Here is a 15,548-nt window from a genome sequence, read left to right as displayed (position 1 = left end):
CTTGTTCAACTACATAACTCGTTAATTAAACGAGAGACTAGTATACATTAATTATTCAATTAATGTTTGTAAAGCTGTTTCAATGTCTGTTTCTAAATTATTTCTTGATGTATCATATAAAGTCCCAGTACCTTTAAAATAACCACCATAGTAATACCATAACTGTATGAAATCTGCATATTCATCATCTTCAACAGTAACATCATTAAAATCTATTATTATTTCAGAACGATATTCTTTTTCTAGACATTTCTCAGAATTTAAGTCTTCTATTTCATCTCCGTCAATATCCCTATTAACCCATATTTTTAGGTTTCGTTTTCCTTTTCTCTCAAATTCATTTATATATTTTTTTTGAAGAACTTTACTATATTCTGATCCTAACCTTTCTAATTCAACTATCTTTCTTTTTAATTCTTCATTTATCTCACTTTCAGAAATCAAAATATACCTCTCATCTTCTAAATCATTCTCTTTATCTTTTTTAAATAACCTTTTTAATTTATCAAACATTCTTTCCCCTCCACCTAAAAATAATAATATATAAGTTCTCGTTTTCTTAGTTTGATGGACATAGGGCGTGGCTGCCTACTATCACTTTTTTACCTTGTAAATATATGTTCCATACTATAAAATCTAATAGTATTTATATTTTTCTGAAAAATCAAAACAAAATATGAACTTTATTGTATAATGTTGTAAAAAGATGTCGGAGGGATTTAATGTTATATAAAATATCTCAATTCACAATAAAACTTTCATCAATTCTTTTATCACTCTTACTATTACTAAATTTACCTTATTTATTTATCACTCAACAGGGATTCAATTTTCAACCAATTCATTTTTTTAATCAGATCGTTACTATGTTAAAACAGGTTTTCTCCCCTGAATCATTAGTAGTTATGGGATCAGACCCGAAATTTGGTCATTTCAAAAAGACACCATTATTTCCAACTGTTTTAGAACCTTACCTATATTCATTTACTGTATTATTTATAGCCTTTTTGCTTGCACTCTTTCTATCATCTAGCATGGCATTTTTTTATTTTTTAGCAAAAGATTATATAAAAAAATGGATAAACCGAATTGTGTTCATATTAGAAGCTGTCCCTGATATGATGATGATGATTTGTTTGCAAATATTTTTCATATGGGTACTTCAGAAATTCGGGGAATCTCCTGTCACCATTATTTCTTTTAATGAAAATCGAGCTTATTTACTCCCTATTTTATCTTTAGCAGTCTTACCTACATTACAAATGTTTCGGATGATGGTGTTATACATAAAAGAAGAACATGAAAAACATTACGTAGAGGTTGCATATGGAAAAGGACTTTCATCAAGTTATATACTACGCATTCATTTATTCAAAAATATATCTATCCACTTCTTTCATCATTTAAAAACGATTTTTGTTTTCTTACTTTCTAACTTATTCATTTTAGAATTTGTTTTTAATATGGAAGGCATTATTCAATTTTTATTTAAGAAGGCGTTTATTTCACCTCCAGCTGCATTTATCATACTTGTTATGATTATTTTACCGTTTTATGCCATTTTTCAAATAATCTCATTCATGATGAATAGATGGAAAAAGCAATTGAAAGGAGCAGCATTATGAAATCTATTTGGAAATCAAAACGATTTTTAATCGGCTTTACTTATCTATTCATACTTGTTTCAGCTAGTTTTATTTATAGTTGGTTCTTTAAAGATAACATCCCAAAACCTCCTCAGTTACTTTACAATGACAATAACGAATTACTTGGAAAGGCCCCCTTTTCGCCATTGTTAATGCCGCCTTTTGGATCTGATCGTTTTGGAGAGTCTGTTTTCTTACAAATTGTAGAAGGAGCAAAATTCACCATTTTATTAGCCGTGGCAATTAGCTTCTTTCGAATTTTATGCGGAACATGTATAGGAATCCTCTTAAGTTTATACGCTCCAAGATTCAAGAGATTTTTCCAGGCATGCTCAGAAGTTTTTTACTATATTCCTACTTTATTTATCGCATTTATACTCATCACGCCCGTTAATATTGTAATCATATCAAATGCTGATAGATTAGATCCAAATATTTCATTTGCGTTTTATCAAGTTCTCGTACTTATTTTCGTCGCTCTACCTACACTTTCTTTATATATCTCCTCAGAGGTTGATGAATTTATGAAACGAGATTACATTTTAAGTTCACAATTACTGGGTGCTAGCCGTTTTCATATTATCAAAAAGCACTTACGAGTCTTATTACTTGATCGCTTATTTGTGTTATTTATGGAACATATCGTCCAAACACTCATACTCGTTATCCATTTAGCGTTGCTTGATATTGTAATTGGTGGGATACAAATGCGTGAACTCTATGACGGAGTACTCAAACCTGTTTCTCTATCGAATGATTGGGCAGGCCTTATTGGATTAAATCGTTATGAAATGAATATTTCATGGTGGATTATTTTGTATACTCTCGTTTCATTCTTTATTACGATTCTATTTATTAAGCTTATGACAATCGGGATTCAAGATGCACTGAAAGCAAGAGATTCGCAAGTTGTAGCAATTCAAACCGTTCCAAATCATAAAAAATTTGTTAAAAGTAAAGATTCTTTTTCGTTTGTAGATAAAGTGAACCTTTAATCATGTCTCATCAATCAAGTATTAATCGGCATTGATATTAGTAGAATATAAAAAAGATGATCCCTATTGAATACGAGGGATCATCTTTTTTATGCCGTCTAACTTTTTTAAATGACCTTTGCTAGACTCATGCTTTTTATATTTAAAATGAATTATTTACACTCACAATTATGCTGTTTAAAATCGATTACCATACGCCCTTGAATTCTACCTTGTTCCATTTCTTCGAATACATTTTGTACTTTATCTAGAGAACACGTTTGAACAACCGGCACTACTTTTCCTTCTGCGCCGAACATAAATGCCTCCTCCAGATCCTTACGAGTACCAACTAGAGAACCAACTACTTCAATTCCGTCTAATACAAGTCGTGGAATGTTTAAATCCATAGTTTCTACTGGTAAACCTACCGCAACTACTTTACCGCAAGCACGTACTGCATCAACTGCTGAGTTGAATGCTACTTTAGAAACTGCTGTTACTACAGCAGCATAAGCACCATCAAACTCCTCTTGAACAATTTTATCAGCAGGACCTTGAGAAATCGGATTGATAGTCATATCAGCACCAACTTCTTTTGCTAAGGCTAATTTGTCGTCATTGATATCTACTGCAATTACCTTTGCACCAAATACGTTTTTAGCATATTGAATAGCTAGGTTACCTAATCCACCACAACCATAGATTACGATAGGTTGACCAGGTTTAATGTCTGATACTTTTATAGCTTTATATGTAGTTACGCCCGCACATGTAATTGATGATGCTTGAGCAGGATCTAATCCTTCTGGTACCTTCACCGCATAATCAGCTGTAACAATACATTGTTCAGCCATACCACCATCTACTGAATAACCAGCATTTTTTACTTCACGGCAGAATGTTTCTCTCCCCGTTACGCAATATTCACAACGTCCACAAGATTGGAACATCCATGCAATACTTACACGGTCACCTATCTTTAGTGAAGTAACATCATCAGCAATTTTAGTAACAATACCTACACCCTCATGACCAAGGATGCGGCCATCGGTGTTTCCAAAATCATGATTCGCAACGTGTAAATCAGTGTGGCAAACTCCACAATACTCTACATCTACTAGCGCTTCACCCGAGTGTAACGGACGTAATTCTTTTTCAATAACTTCAATATTTGCTTTGCTGTTTTTATTAACTACTACTGCTTTCATATGTGATCTCCCCTTTAGTGTTTTAGAGTTTTAATGAGTTTATCTCACAACTACTGTCCTCACTATTTTGGCTAATTATTGTACCAAATTTAAGTGTTCAATCATCATTACAGGTTCATCATAACATGGAATTTCATAAGCTTATTGTAAAATATTGAACAATATTTGAATTATTACCCAATACGTATTTTGATGTATCAAGCTACTTGTTAAATTTCATATGCAAAATATCGAGGTTTAAAAAATGAAGGGTCTAAAAGATGAGAGATTATTATTATAGGTAATTGGCATATTTCTATAGACACTTAGAACAAGTAGATCTAGAGGGTATATCAACAGACTACTCGCCAATATAAAAAGCTCTTCATTTGAAGAGCTTTTTATATTCGCTTCATCGAAATAGTTTCACGTATACTTTGTAAATTTTGTAGTGTTTCCTCTTGTCGCTGCAATGACAATCCCACATACAAAGTATCTAATAAACTAAGCTGCGCTAATCGTGACGAACTTGCTTCTGTACGAAATTCCGTCTCACGCGTCGAAGTATATAATGTTATATGAGCAAGTTGGCTTAATGCCGATTTTTGATAGCTCGTAATCGCAATAATTTTGGCCCCTCTTGCTTTCGCTACTTCTAACGCTTCAAGTAAACCTTTATTACTGCCCGAATGAGAAATTGCAATGACCACTGCTTTTTTTGTCAGCAAGCCCGCTCCCATAATTTGAAAATGTGAATCCGTATGAGCAATACAAGAAATACCCGTTCTCATAAACTTATGATAAGCATCCATCGCAATAATACCTGAACCACCATTTCCATAAAACTCAATTCGTTTCGCTTCATTCAGCGCACTTACTGCCTGTTCCAACGCGTTATCGTTTAACAAATGTAATGTATCTTGCAGTCCTGTAATATGTGAATGAAAAACTTTTTTAGCAACAGTGACAATATTATCTTCTACCGATACTTCCTCATGAATATTTTGCATCGGGGTATGTACAATCTCACGAGCTAATGTAATTTTCAAGTCTTGGAACCCTTGAAAACCTAAGTGTTTGCATAAGCGGAATATCGTTGCTTCGGAACTATTCGTAACTTCCGCTAATTCCGTAATCGATTTATGTACAACATCTTGTGGATGTTTCAAAATATGTTCGGCAATACTTCGTAATTTCGGTGATAAACCATTTAACGAAGCCTGAATCTTTCCAATCCCACTTTTTGTACCAGGCATAGCGTATCTTCCCCTTCCATAGTAGCTTTATCCCGTATTAATGGGCAGTAAGACTCCCACCTCAAAATCCGATGAATGCAAGGGAGTTAGGTGGGAGATCAACTGCCCGTAAAAACCCGATTGGTTCAACTAATAATCAGTGGGGATGGCCCCCCCACTGATTAAAGTTTCACTTTATTGTACCTAATTATTGAAAGAAGAAAAACCTTTATTCGGCATCTCTATACATTTTAATTTCTCCTATGTATTCTTCCGTAGCATATGACACAATTATTCATACTTATTTCTAGTTTTCCCCATGCTTTACTGCGTATAAGGCAGCTTGTGTACGATCATCTACTTCCAATTTAGCCAATACGTTAGAAACGTGTGTTTTCACAGTTTGTTCTGTAATATGAAGTTCTGCTGCAATCTCCTTATTGCTTCTTCCTTTCGTAATTTCACGAAGTACTTCTTGCTCCCTTTTAGTTAACATAGAAAAAGGATTCTCTTTTTCTTTCTTGACTGCTGATCGTCCTAATAGTGCTGGTGTTACTTTCGGGTGAAAATTTGCGTTTCCTTGATATACCGCAACGATTGACGCAACAAGTTGATCTGGCTGTACTTCTTTTAATTGATAACCATCTGCCCCAGCTTCTAATGCTGGTAAAACGTAATCTTGTTCTGAAAAACTACTGAGCATAAGAATTTTTATTGTCTCATCGTATTGTTTTATACGTTTTGTCGCTTCAATACCATCCATTTTCGGCATTGATAAATCCATTAATACTACATCTGGCCTTTCTGTTTGAACGAATGTTAATGCTTCTTCACCATTTGCTGCTTCCCCAATAATTTCAAATTCTTCTCTCGTCTTCAAAAAGAATACGAGTCCCCTTCGCACGATATGATGATCTTCTACAAGTAATAATTTGATTTTCACTGACGTTCTCCCTCTCAAACCGGTAATTGAATTTCTATCTTTGTCCCCTTTTCCGGTTCTGCTTTTATTCGAAAAATTCCCCTCATTAATTCAATTCGTTCTTTCATACTTTTCAAACCAAGTGCTGACTCTCTTACTTGATCCTGTATAAATCCTATTCCGTTATCTTCTATGTAAAAATGCAACTTATTATTTTCTATCCTTAAATGAACACATACTTTTTCAGATGAGGCATGTTTTTTACAATTATGTAATGCCTCTTGGCTTATACGCCATAAAACTTCTTCTATTTCATCTTCAATTAAAACCATTCCATCAATTCGAACTTCCACTTGAATCCCTAACAGTTTTCCGTAATTTTGAATCGCTTCTGCTAAACCTTTCTCTAATCCTTCAGGCCTTAATTGCCAAATCAAAAGTGTCATCTCTTGTAATGCTTCCTGTGATAATTCTCCAATATAACTTAACATCTCTTGCAAGTCTCTATCCTTCGTCATATTTAGAGTCCCTTTCGCTGTTAGCATAATTGAAAATAACAATTGTTTAACAGAATCATGTAAATCACGAGCCAATCGATTCCTTTCAGCTACAACTACATATTTTCGTTCTTTCTCAACTAATTGAATACGTTGTATTGTCGTTCCAATTTGAAATGCAATCGCTTCTAATAACGCTAACTCCTCCTCAGAAAAATGTGTTTTATGAGGCGAGGCTACATTTAATAGACCAAATTTCTCTGATCCAGATCTTAGCGGGATTGTCGCATGATGTGTAACATCTTCTGTCTCGCCCCAATTACATTCAATCGCATCCTCTATTCGTTTACATTCAATAATATTTGTCGCTTTTTCCAATCTTCCATTCACAAAACGTTCTACACACCAACAATCTCCTTCACACATCGGCTTCTTTTCCTGCCACGTAAGAGCTGGGGGTAAGTTTTGGTCTACAAGCATACGATGCTTTCCACTTTCATCAATAAAGAATATCCACCCTGTTTGTAAATTCATAACTTGTAATAATGTATGTAACACTTTTCCTAACATTTCCTTTAAGTTTGTCGCTTCATTCAGTAACTCAGCAATTTTTTTTAATGCTTCTAAACGATGCATCTCTTTTTCATCTATGTTCATTCTCATCACCAACTACCATTATAACATTAAGAAATTTCTAAATACTACAAACAAAAAAGAGCTGAATTCCTTCAACTCTTTTTCAGGAGATATCCCATACAGTTCATTCAAATCCAAATCCTAAATAAAAACAGAAATTAGCTAATTTTCTTTAACTGTCTGATAAAGATTGTCCCCCATGAATATGCTGTAAACTTTCAGTGTTAACGAACATATTCGCTGCTGGCATTTGCACTTGATTTTTATGGAACATAGACATTAATTCAAATCTTACTTGTCTAGAAGTTTCAAAATAATCTTCCGGTTTAATCAAACCTGTAATACAAAATTCATATCCAACATATTTAAGGTTAGGATTTAAGTCTGTAACTCCAACATATTTAAATGGCTCAACAGCTTCATCATCTACTCTATAAAGATTTTGCTCCAATTTTTCATTACAAATAACACATACTTCTTCTAACAATTCTTTAACTCTTGTAGGATCTTCCTGATAACTTACCGTGATGCGTTCAATAACTCGCATCCATCCTTTATTAAAATTTTGTATCGTTCTAATCTCTCCGTGTGGTATGGTAAGGAGTTTCCCTGACCATTCACGAATTTGCATAAAACGAATACTAATTTCCTCAATAGTTCCTGAATTTGTTCCGTTAAAAGTTACAAAATCGCCAACTCGAAACTCTTTGTCCGCTAATCTTGCGAAGCCTAATATGACATCTTTTAGCATCTGTTGTGCAGCAAAACCGATGACGACTCCCGCTATCCCTGCACCTGCAATAATACTTTTTATATCTACAAATTGACTAATTAAATATATGATCAGACTGATGATAATGATATATCTAAAAATAGATCGAATAACACTTTGAATCGTCTGCTCTACCTCTTCATCAAAAAAGCTTGATTTTTTAAAAAACCAATCAATAATGCGGTTTATGACAAAAGAAATAATGATAAGAACTAAAGCAAATAGTAAAAATCTTAAAAGTAAAAATTCCCTTACATAATTAAAAAACTCCTCAGTATACGTTAATAAACTCATCCATCCACTTCCTTACTAATGAAAATTTCATGCAAAACTGATTTATTGTATTACTTTTTGGTTCCCTTCAAACTTGTTATACATTCTTCTATAAATATAACCTTTTTCATTATCTAAAGGGAGCTGACAATTGAAAATTTTTTAAATGACTTTATTTTAAGACTGCACTACTCATCTTAATAACAAGAAAACATTCACATGACACCGAATAGTTCATTTGAAAATATTTTGACTCGCGAAGGTTACTAACAATGGGCTATATCGAAGAACTAAGAGAAGTTATTGGATCAAGACCACTCAATTTAGCTGGAGTAGCTGTTTTCAATGAACAAGGATAAATATTACAGAATTTACATGTGGCTTGTTAAAAGCAGATGGAGTTGAATCATTGCATGTACAATTTTTCGATTTAAACCGACTACCAGAAAAGATTAGTCCGTTCATTAAAAAGTTAATTCAAAAACAAGTCGTCTCTATTTAAATGTAAAAAAGAGGCCTTTTCGAAGGCCTCTTTTTTTACTTCACTTCTGCATTTAAACAAGATTTAAAATGTCCAAGTGCATATTCATGCCCTTGCGCATTAAAAGATGCTACTGCTTTTTCATAAACCACAATTTGAAACCCTTTGTTATAAGCATCTACTGCTGTATGAAGGACGCAAATATCTGTACATACACCTACAAGATGCACTTCCTCTATTCCTCTTTCTCTTAGCTTCATTTCTAGATCCGTTCCTGCAAAAGCACTGTAACGTGTTTTGTCCATATAGTATACATTCTCTGCATTTTTATATTTCTCGCATACATCTTGTAATTCACCAAATAAGTCTCTTCCATTTGTACCTGCTATATTATGAGGTGGAAACAATTTCGCTTCTGGATGATATACATCATTGTCTTCATGTTTATCGATCGCAAATACTACGTAATCACCTTTTTCAATAAATTGTTTCGTTACACTTACAAGTTCCTTCTCAATTTCTTGACCTGGTTTCCCGCATGTTAAAGCACCTTTTTCAGCTACAAAATCATATGTATAATCAATATTTATAAGAGCTCTTTTCATAACTACAATCTCTCCTTCTTCTGTTTCACAGTAAACAATAGAAAATTTGTTATTACGACATCGTATGTACTATTCGACATTTCAAATGAAATCCCTACATTTCCAACTCAATACTTACCTTAATCCGAGTTTATCATAAAGCGTAACTTTAATCATAGGGCGGTATTATCCTTCACCAATCGGGCTTTTACGGGCAAGTTGATCTCCCACCTAACTTCCTCGCATGTGCCGAATTTTCAAGTGGGGTTCTTATTGTCCGTTAAGGCGGGATAAAACCGATACACAATGACAAAACATACAGCTCCAATTAACAAGTCATGAATGTGATAATTGAGCGTAACTTCAACCGCCTCTTGTAAAGTAAACCAAATGACCGAAAACATTATAATAAATAAGAAAATACGAATAACTCGTTTCAAACTTTCAATTCCTTCCTCTTACATGATAGTAAAGAATAAGTTCTTTCTATTCATTCGTACTAGAAAGTGAAACAAATTATTCTCAATGACATAATTCAATCCAAACTAAAAAGTACACTACTTTTGAGTAATGTACTTTTTTCCATATTAAGACGCAGGTTTCGTTTCAAACGTCGCTTGATTCAAGCTAATGACTTTTCCTTTTGGATCATTGTTTTCAAACTGAGCTGCGGTAATCGTATGACTACCTGTCTCAAGCGTCTTTTCTTTTAATTGTACTGTTGTCTGTGTTGTACTAGTTACTTGATGTTTATCTGCAAATATTTGATCTACAAATACAAATGTTTCTTTATCGTTTTGAAAATTGGAAAGTTCTAATTCGACTTGCTGAATTAAAGTATCCTTTTTTATGAATACAGTTGGTATATTGCCATTTTCAGAAGTACCATCTGGAGTAGTTACTTTTACTTTCCCTTCTCCGATTGGCACTGCTCCTTCAGGAAATACGACCATATTCTCATCACTTGCATTTACAACTTGTTCTTCCTGGTTTGACTGTGCATCCTCTTTTTCCTTTGGAGTACCACAGCCTACTAATAACAATACAGACAATCCAGCGATTATGAATTTCTTCAAAATTCATTCCCCCTGTTATTTCATTATAATTTATTATACAAAAATAACTTCTTGATTTTAAAACTAGTTTTTAACACTTTCATGAACAAATATTAGCTAGCTCACGATTACTGTACCATACTTTCATTTTAAGAACATTAATTTTTTTAAAGAAATAAATAGTAATTCCAATCTATTCATCATTTTAGCCCAATTCACTAAAAAAATATCCATTCAAAATAAAAAGACATTGTTTAAATTATATTTAGGTAATGTACCTCAAAGACAATAAAACCAAAGGTGTGGACATATTATACATGTACAATATGTCCACACCTTTTTTATTGGGATAGCACCAACATAACGCGGATTCTGTACGTTAAGATAAATATTGTAAATATTAAATGTGATATAATCGGAGAAAAAAATGTGGGGGATCCTTAGTGAAGATAAGAAAATATAATTCTGTTTTCAATGGATTGGTGCCTCTAATCAACAATTCATTCAAATGTTCAATGATGCAAGACCAAAAGCTTTTACATCTATCAATTCGATTATAAAAGTGGAAGAGGATTTGAAACGAATTGCCGAAAAATTCCGTACTGCAGATGCTTCATATGACGAAAATCTTGAAGAAGGAGCAATGTGTGGTCCGTTAAATAGTGAGAAAAAAGATGAATCTTTACGTGACAAAGTTTGGCATGGTCTCAAAGAAACTTATGAAGATCTTAGTAAAGTAAAAAATTCAGATGAGTCTTTATATGATAAATTTAAACATGGTATCGATGCAGCGTATAAAGATGTGAATAAAATAAAAGACGCTATAGATGATGAAATTGAATCTACTTTTGAAAAAGCTGGATTAGGTGTCCCTTATCACTTTAAAAAGGGAATAGGCGACGCTATAGGTGATGAATTATTAGGACTTGCAGATGCAGTTATCCATCCGATTGACACATTTAATAACACGATTGAAGCCGTTTCTCACCCAGTCGATACGTTCAATGCGATAAAACAAACAATTTCTGATTCTTGGAATCGTGATGTTACCAATGGTAACTCGTATAGTAGTGCAGAATGGTATGGAAGCGCGACTGGTCATACTATATTGGCTGTTGGACAACTATTCGTAGGAACAAAAGGCGTGGATAAAATCGCAATGTTGAAACCTGGCGCAAAATTATCTGAGATTTCACGAACCGCTAATCAAAGCTTGCAAGACGCTGCGTCCTTATTCAATCGTAATCACAATGAGTTTGCTTTAGCTGGCGGAAATAATATACGCTCTGCATTTGATACACCTGATTTTAGAAAAGCTGAAGAAAAACTATCGACTCATCAGTTTGCTAAAGACGAGTCTGGTTCTAGCGGAAATAATCCTGTTAATGAAAATCATACTTCATCACTCTCTACTAGCGAAATCATATCTAGTTTACAAGAAACTGAGAATTTCCGGTCAAACTCACTTAAACATATCCTTGAAGGGGAAATAAACCGGAGAGGCGAAGCAATGGGGTACCACTCAGAGTTTTTAGAGAATACTCACGGAAGAATAATTCCCGGCACAGATCGTAGAATTAATGATTATGGGGCATACAAAGCCCAAGTGGAAGTGAATGGGATTCCTAAGGCGGCGAATGGTGGCTATTCTACCTTTTTCCCTAAAGATTGGCATCCACAACAAATCGTAGACAATATAAACGAGGCATACAGCAATAAAATTCACATGGGTGGTAATACTAATATCTATGATGGAGTAGGGATAGACGGCCTACCTATTCGTTTGTTTTTAGATGGTAATGGTAAAATTATTTCTGCATTTCCAAGACAAGGTCGATAATTTAATTTTTAAGGGAGAAAATAATATGGATTACAAATTTGAGTTACTTAGTACAGGAAGTTTAGTTATTAGACTGCCAAAGGAATTCGATATTTTAGAAGCTTTTTTAAATGTAGAGGTATCTGAATTCGGTGATTGGATCGCAGAAACTGTAGATAAAGTTTTAAATAAAAAAAGTGATTATGAAAAAATAAGTGCGAATATTTTTGGGGCAGATGTTCGAAAAGATAAAACTGTTATATTTAATAAGTATGATGAGGATGAAATCGAAATCCCTCTTGAAATAGAAACTATTACATTAAGAAATCTAATAGATATTTGGTTAAATGAACACACAAAATTGAAAACCGAAAAATATAACAATTAAATGATGTTACATACAGCACGAAAAAGGCCGCCTATAATAGGTGGCCCTTTTCGTTAAATTAACGCACATTCACATACGTATCAATAGCCGTAATATAGAAAACTTGCCCATGACTATTATGCACTTTATATTGATACGAATCATTTACACTTATCTTCGCATCAATTATAAATCCTAATCCTGCATCTACAGAACCAGCAACATATTTATCATACCAAGATGAAGCATGATAGAATCGTAGGTTATTAACTTTAGAAACAACGCGCTTACCTACAATAGAAGAATCTACTGTGCTTTTCTTGCTAAATTTCACATAAGATGGATCGTTCCTAATCCATTGCCCTCCACCAAGATTTAACCAACCATCCTTTTCATCCCATACAACATACGATTCTGGTTTATTTAGCTGACGAATCTTAGAATAGCTTGTACTAGGGCCTTTACGTAAGTTCACGTTGTAGCCTTCAATATAAGCAATACCATCTGTTACAGCGGTCGGAACTTCCGCTGGTTTAGATGGATTCTCAGGCACAGAAACATCCACACTAGAATTATTGTATGCTCGTTTTACATCTGATCTAAACTGAGCTTCTGACACACCATGAGATTTTAAGTAATCAATCGGGTCTTCATGATCTGTACCGCCAAGATGATGCGTTACATCGCTATGCGTCCACAATCCTTTTTCTACAGATAAACCACGATCACGTAAAATTTTAGAAAGTAATTTAACATATTTATCATAGCTGTGTTTGAATTTTGTGTAATCTGCAGTTTCACATAATTCAACATGAACAAATCGTTTATTAGCAGTAGTGCCACCGCCCGTAAGCAATATACTTTGCATCCTCAATCTGAATCGTCCCATTCCAATCCACTGCAAAGTGAACGAATGCGCTTCGCCATGTACGAGTTTCATATTTTTGAATATTAATGACCGGAGCTTCAGGAGTCGCAGTACTATGTGCCACAACGCCCTCATATGCTCCTACGCCATAACGGTATGGCACCTTAGGTAAATCATTAATAATAAGGTTCTATCAGCAAAAGCTCCTGTTGTAAAGCTTAGCAGAAGTAATAGAGTCATAAATACAGAGGAAGCCATTTTAAAAGTTTTTTTCATTTTGGCAATGGGGTAGCACCACACATCCATCAACTTAAGGATTTAGACTATTCTTAAACTTAAAAGCACGTTACTATTCTCTTATGTTAATGAGAAAGGGTGACGTGCTTTTTATGAATATGCATCAAAAACAAGAGCTGTCTTTATTTGCCGAAGAGTTATATCGCTATATGTCTCCCGCTACACTGAATCAATTAGCTATAGAAGCAGGCGGAATGAAACGAAAACGTAAGTGCCATGGGCACCATTTTTTATCTTTGTGTGTATGGTTAAATCAACAAATCGCTACAACCTCTCTTACTCAACTTTGTAGTCAATTAGAAACTTCAACAGGAATTTTATTAAGTCCTGAGGGACTTAATCGACGATTTAACTCGGCTTCTGTAGCCTTCTTTCGAAATGTATTTACTACACTTCTACAAGCTAAAATTGGAGGGTCATCTACAATTTCTCATTCTCTTTCTGCTTACTTTGAGCGGATTCGCATCCTTGATTCTACAACCTTTCAAGTTCCAGATCGATTCGCAGCTACTTATCCTGGTGCCGGAGGCTGTAGTCATACAGCTGGTGTAAAAATTCAATTAGAGTATGACTTGTTGAGTGGAGAGTTTTCTGATGTGAAAATTGAACCAGGAAAACGAAGTGATCAGGCATATGGGGCGACTCGAATGGACATGACACAAAAGAATGAACTGTATATTCGTGACTTAGGGTACTTTCGTTTACAAGACTTTAAATCGATCCAAGATAAGGAAGGGTATTATTTATCACGTCTTAAATTGCCAACTAAAATATATAGAAAAGAATTCGAAACAGTGGTATTTAAAACAAAACCTGCTCAATTGAGACCGGTGTATATACAAATTCATTTGGAAGACATCATGAACCAATTACAACCTGGCCAAGTGTATGAATTACATGATGTATATGTAGGGAGCAAAGACAAACTACCCACTCGCATTGTGGTTTATAGATGTACAGAGGAGCAAAAACAGAAACGTCTACATGATCGAGCTATTCGTGAAAAGAAAAAAGGGATTACATATACAGAGCGTACGAAACTTTTACAAGGAATTACGGTATATATGACAAACATTCCTACGGAATGGGTACCGAAAGAGAAAATCTATGATTTATATTCACTACGTTGGCAAATTGAGCTGTTATTTAAAATATGGAAATCTTGGTTTCGAATTCATCGTTGTAAATCTATTAAACAAGAGCGATTAGAATGTCACCTTTATGGACAACTCATTAGTATCCTATTATGTTCTTCTACTATGTTTAAAATGAGAGAACTCCTGTTACGTAAGAAGCAGAAAGAACTAAGTGAATATAAAGCGATGTACATAATTAAAGATTATTTCTTACTTTTTCATCAAGCACTACATAAAAACACCCAAGAATTATCAAAGATTCTCCTTCGTCTGTTTAACCTCCTACAGCGAAACGGACGAAAATCTCACAGATATGAGAAAAAAACAGTCTTTGATATTTTAGGTGTTGTGTATGAGTATACCACTTCTGCCCATCAGGTAGCATAGCGAAAAATTTGAAACCCGTCAGGGTTTATTTGATGTGCCTACTTTTATGCTATCTATAAAAGATAATAAAAGACTACGTGAAAAAACCACATTTTGTATAAAAAGATACCTTAAGTTGATGGATGTGGGGTAGCACCACATACCCCTCAACCTAACAAGAACGAGTTACCCCAAAACGATAAAAATAAACTTGGTTACCATAAAAAACATCACGTTTTCATTCTGAAAGCATTATAGAAGTTTAACCTAATGATTATATAGCTGATACTGATTATTAAAAAAATATAATCAGATTAATCGCTACATCAATAAAGATAATTTAAATAAAAAAACACTCCGCCTATACCATTTATAGTAAGACCCTTCATGGTAATTGCTTCTCCAGAAAGTAAATATGTTAATAAAGTAA

12 protein-coding genes and 3 pseudogenes are annotated in these 15,548 nt (G+C 34.1%); 6 read left to right on the top strand and 9 right to left on the bottom strand.

What is annotated here, in order from left to right:
* Positions 1–51 precede the first annotated feature (51 nt).
* Entirely contained in the window at positions 52–513 is a 462-nt protein-coding gene (locus QCI77_RS11260) for a hypothetical protein (protein ID WP_002189504.1), read from the bottom strand.
* A 209-nt stretch (positions 514–722) separates the two neighbouring features.
* On the opposite strand from QCI77_RS11260, the gene QCI77_RS11255 reads away from it, so the two are divergent.
* Positions 723–1,625, top strand: a complete 903-nt coding sequence (locus QCI77_RS11255) for an ABC transporter permease subunit (RefSeq protein ID WP_113768889.1) — start codon at positions 723–725, stop codon at positions 1,623–1,625.
* Entirely contained in the window at positions 1,622–2,641 is a 1,020-nt protein-coding gene (locus QCI77_RS11250; protein WP_002189503.1) for an ABC transporter permease, read from the top strand. Before QCI77_RS11255 ends, QCI77_RS11250 begins: the two co-directional genes overlap by 4 nt.
* A 152-nt stretch (positions 2,642–2,793) precedes the next feature.
* On the opposite strand, the gene adhP is transcribed toward QCI77_RS11250, so the two are convergent.
* The 5 genes from adhP to QCI77_RS11225 form a co-directional block, all read right to left on the bottom strand.
* A complete protein-coding gene (gene adhP, locus QCI77_RS11245; protein WP_002031819.1) occupies positions 2,794–3,831 on the bottom strand; it encodes an alcohol dehydrogenase AdhP in 1,038 nt (345 codons plus the stop codon).
* A 380-nt stretch (positions 3,832–4,211) separates the two neighbouring features.
* On the bottom strand, positions 4,212–5,066 hold the full coding sequence (locus QCI77_RS11240; protein ID WP_002031820.1) for a MurR/RpiR family transcriptional regulator: 855 nt from the start codon (positions 5,064–5,066) through the stop codon (positions 4,212–4,214).
* Positions 5,067–5,352: 286 nt separating this feature from the next.
* The gene (locus tag QCI77_RS11235; RefSeq protein ID WP_113768888.1) at positions 5,353–5,988 is read right to left on the bottom strand and encodes a response regulator; all 636 of its coding nucleotides are present in this window, start codon (positions 5,986–5,988) and stop codon (positions 5,353–5,355) included.
* A 14-nt stretch (positions 5,989–6,002) separates the two neighbouring features.
* The gene (locus QCI77_RS11230) at positions 6,003–7,121 is read right to left on the bottom strand and encodes a GAF domain-containing sensor histidine kinase (protein WP_113768887.1); all 1,119 of its coding nucleotides are present in this window, start codon (positions 7,119–7,121) and stop codon (positions 6,003–6,005) included.
* 151 nt (positions 7,122–7,272) lie between these two features.
* Positions 7,273–8,166 carry a mechanosensitive ion channel family protein gene (locus QCI77_RS11225; RefSeq protein ID WP_016102084.1) on the bottom strand — a complete coding sequence of 298 codons (894 nt, stop codon included), beginning with the start codon at positions 8,164–8,166 and terminating at the stop codon, positions 7,273–7,275.
* Positions 8,167–8,417: 251 nt separating this feature from the next.
* Between QCI77_RS11225 and QCI77_RS11220 the strand changes: the two are divergent.
* Positions 8,418–8,647 (top strand): annotated as a pseudogene (locus QCI77_RS11220) (hypothetical protein).
* Positions 8,648–8,682: 35 nt separating this feature from the next.
* Here the strand turns inward: QCI77_RS11220 and QCI77_RS11215 are convergent.
* Complete coding sequence (locus QCI77_RS11215; RefSeq protein WP_002012695.1) at positions 8,683–9,231, bottom strand: cysteine hydrolase family protein; 549 nt, start codon at positions 9,229–9,231, stop codon at positions 8,683–8,685.
* 566 nt (positions 9,232–9,797) lie between these two features.
* The gene (locus QCI77_RS11205) at positions 9,798–10,286 is read right to left on the bottom strand and encodes a putative periplasmic lipoprotein (protein ID WP_002065200.1); all 489 of its coding nucleotides are present in this window, start codon (positions 10,284–10,286) and stop codon (positions 9,798–9,800) included.
* A gap of 445 nt (positions 10,287–10,731) precedes the next feature.
* On the opposite strand from QCI77_RS11205, the pseudogene QCI77_RS11200 reads away from it, so the two are divergent.
* A pseudogene (locus QCI77_RS11200) lies at positions 10,732–12,105 on the top strand (EndoU domain-containing protein); the annotation flags it as partial.
* Between the two features lie 25 nt (positions 12,106–12,130).
* The gene (locus QCI77_RS11195) at positions 12,131–12,472 is read left to right on the top strand and encodes a hypothetical protein (RefSeq protein ID WP_353824925.1); all 342 of its coding nucleotides are present in this window, start codon (positions 12,131–12,133) and stop codon (positions 12,470–12,472) included.
* A gap of 58 nt (positions 12,473–12,530) precedes the next feature.
* Here the strand turns inward: QCI77_RS11195 and QCI77_RS11190 are convergent.
* Positions 12,531–13,595, bottom strand: a pseudogene (locus QCI77_RS11190) (N-acetylmuramoyl-L-alanine amidase).
* A gap of 113 nt (positions 13,596–13,708) precedes the next feature.
* Between QCI77_RS11190 and QCI77_RS11185 the strand changes: the two are divergent.
* Positions 13,709–15,139, top strand: coding sequence for an IS4-like element ISBce2 family transposase (locus QCI77_RS11185; protein WP_080019313.1), 1,431 nt, complete (start codon positions 13,709–13,711; stop codon positions 15,137–15,139).
* Positions 15,140–15,548: the final 409 nt, after the last annotated feature.

Origin of the sequence: Bacillus cereus group sp. MG9 (assembly GCF_040459995.1) — a bacterium.
Taxonomy (GTDB): domain Bacteria; phylum Bacillota; class Bacilli; order Bacillales; family Bacillaceae_G; genus Bacillus_A; species Bacillus_A mycoides.
Note: the sequence above shows the minus strand (reverse complement) of the source record. Positions and strands in the feature narration are given on the sequence as shown.

Coding starts and splice junctions, on each gene's coding strand:
- QCI77_RS11260 (WP_002189504.1), bottom strand. CDS start 513: ATGTTTGATAAATTAAAAAGGTTATTTAAAAAAGATAAAGAGAATGAT.
- QCI77_RS11255 (WP_113768889.1), top strand. CDS start 723: ATGTTATATAAAATATCTCAATTCACAATAAAACTTTCATCAATTCTT.
- QCI77_RS11250 (WP_002189503.1), top strand. CDS start 1,622: ATGAAATCTATTTGGAAATCAAAACGATTTTTAATCGGCTTTACTTAT.
- adhP (WP_002031819.1), bottom strand. CDS start 3,831: ATGAAAGCAGTAGTAGTTAATAAAAACAGCAAAGCAAATATTGAAGTT.
- QCI77_RS11240 (WP_002031820.1), bottom strand. CDS start 5,066: ATGCCTGGTACAAAAAGTGGGATTGGAAAGATTCAGGCTTCGTTAAAT.
- QCI77_RS11230 (WP_113768887.1), bottom strand. CDS start 7,121: ATGAACATAGATGAAAAAGAGATGCATCGTTTAGAAGCATTAAAAAAA.
- QCI77_RS11225 (WP_016102084.1), bottom strand. CDS start 8,166: ATGAGTTTATTAACGTATACTGAGGAGTTTTTTAATTATGTAAGGGAA.
- QCI77_RS11215 (WP_002012695.1), bottom strand. CDS start 9,231: ATGAAAAGAGCTCTTATAAATATTGATTATACATATGATTTTGTAGCT.
- QCI77_RS11195 (WP_353824925.1), top strand. CDS start 12,131: ATGGATTACAAATTTGAGTTACTTAGTACAGGAAGTTTAGTTATTAGA.
- QCI77_RS11185 (WP_080019313.1), top strand. CDS start 13,709: ATGAATATGCATCAAAAACAAGAGCTGTCTTTATTTGCCGAAGAGTTA.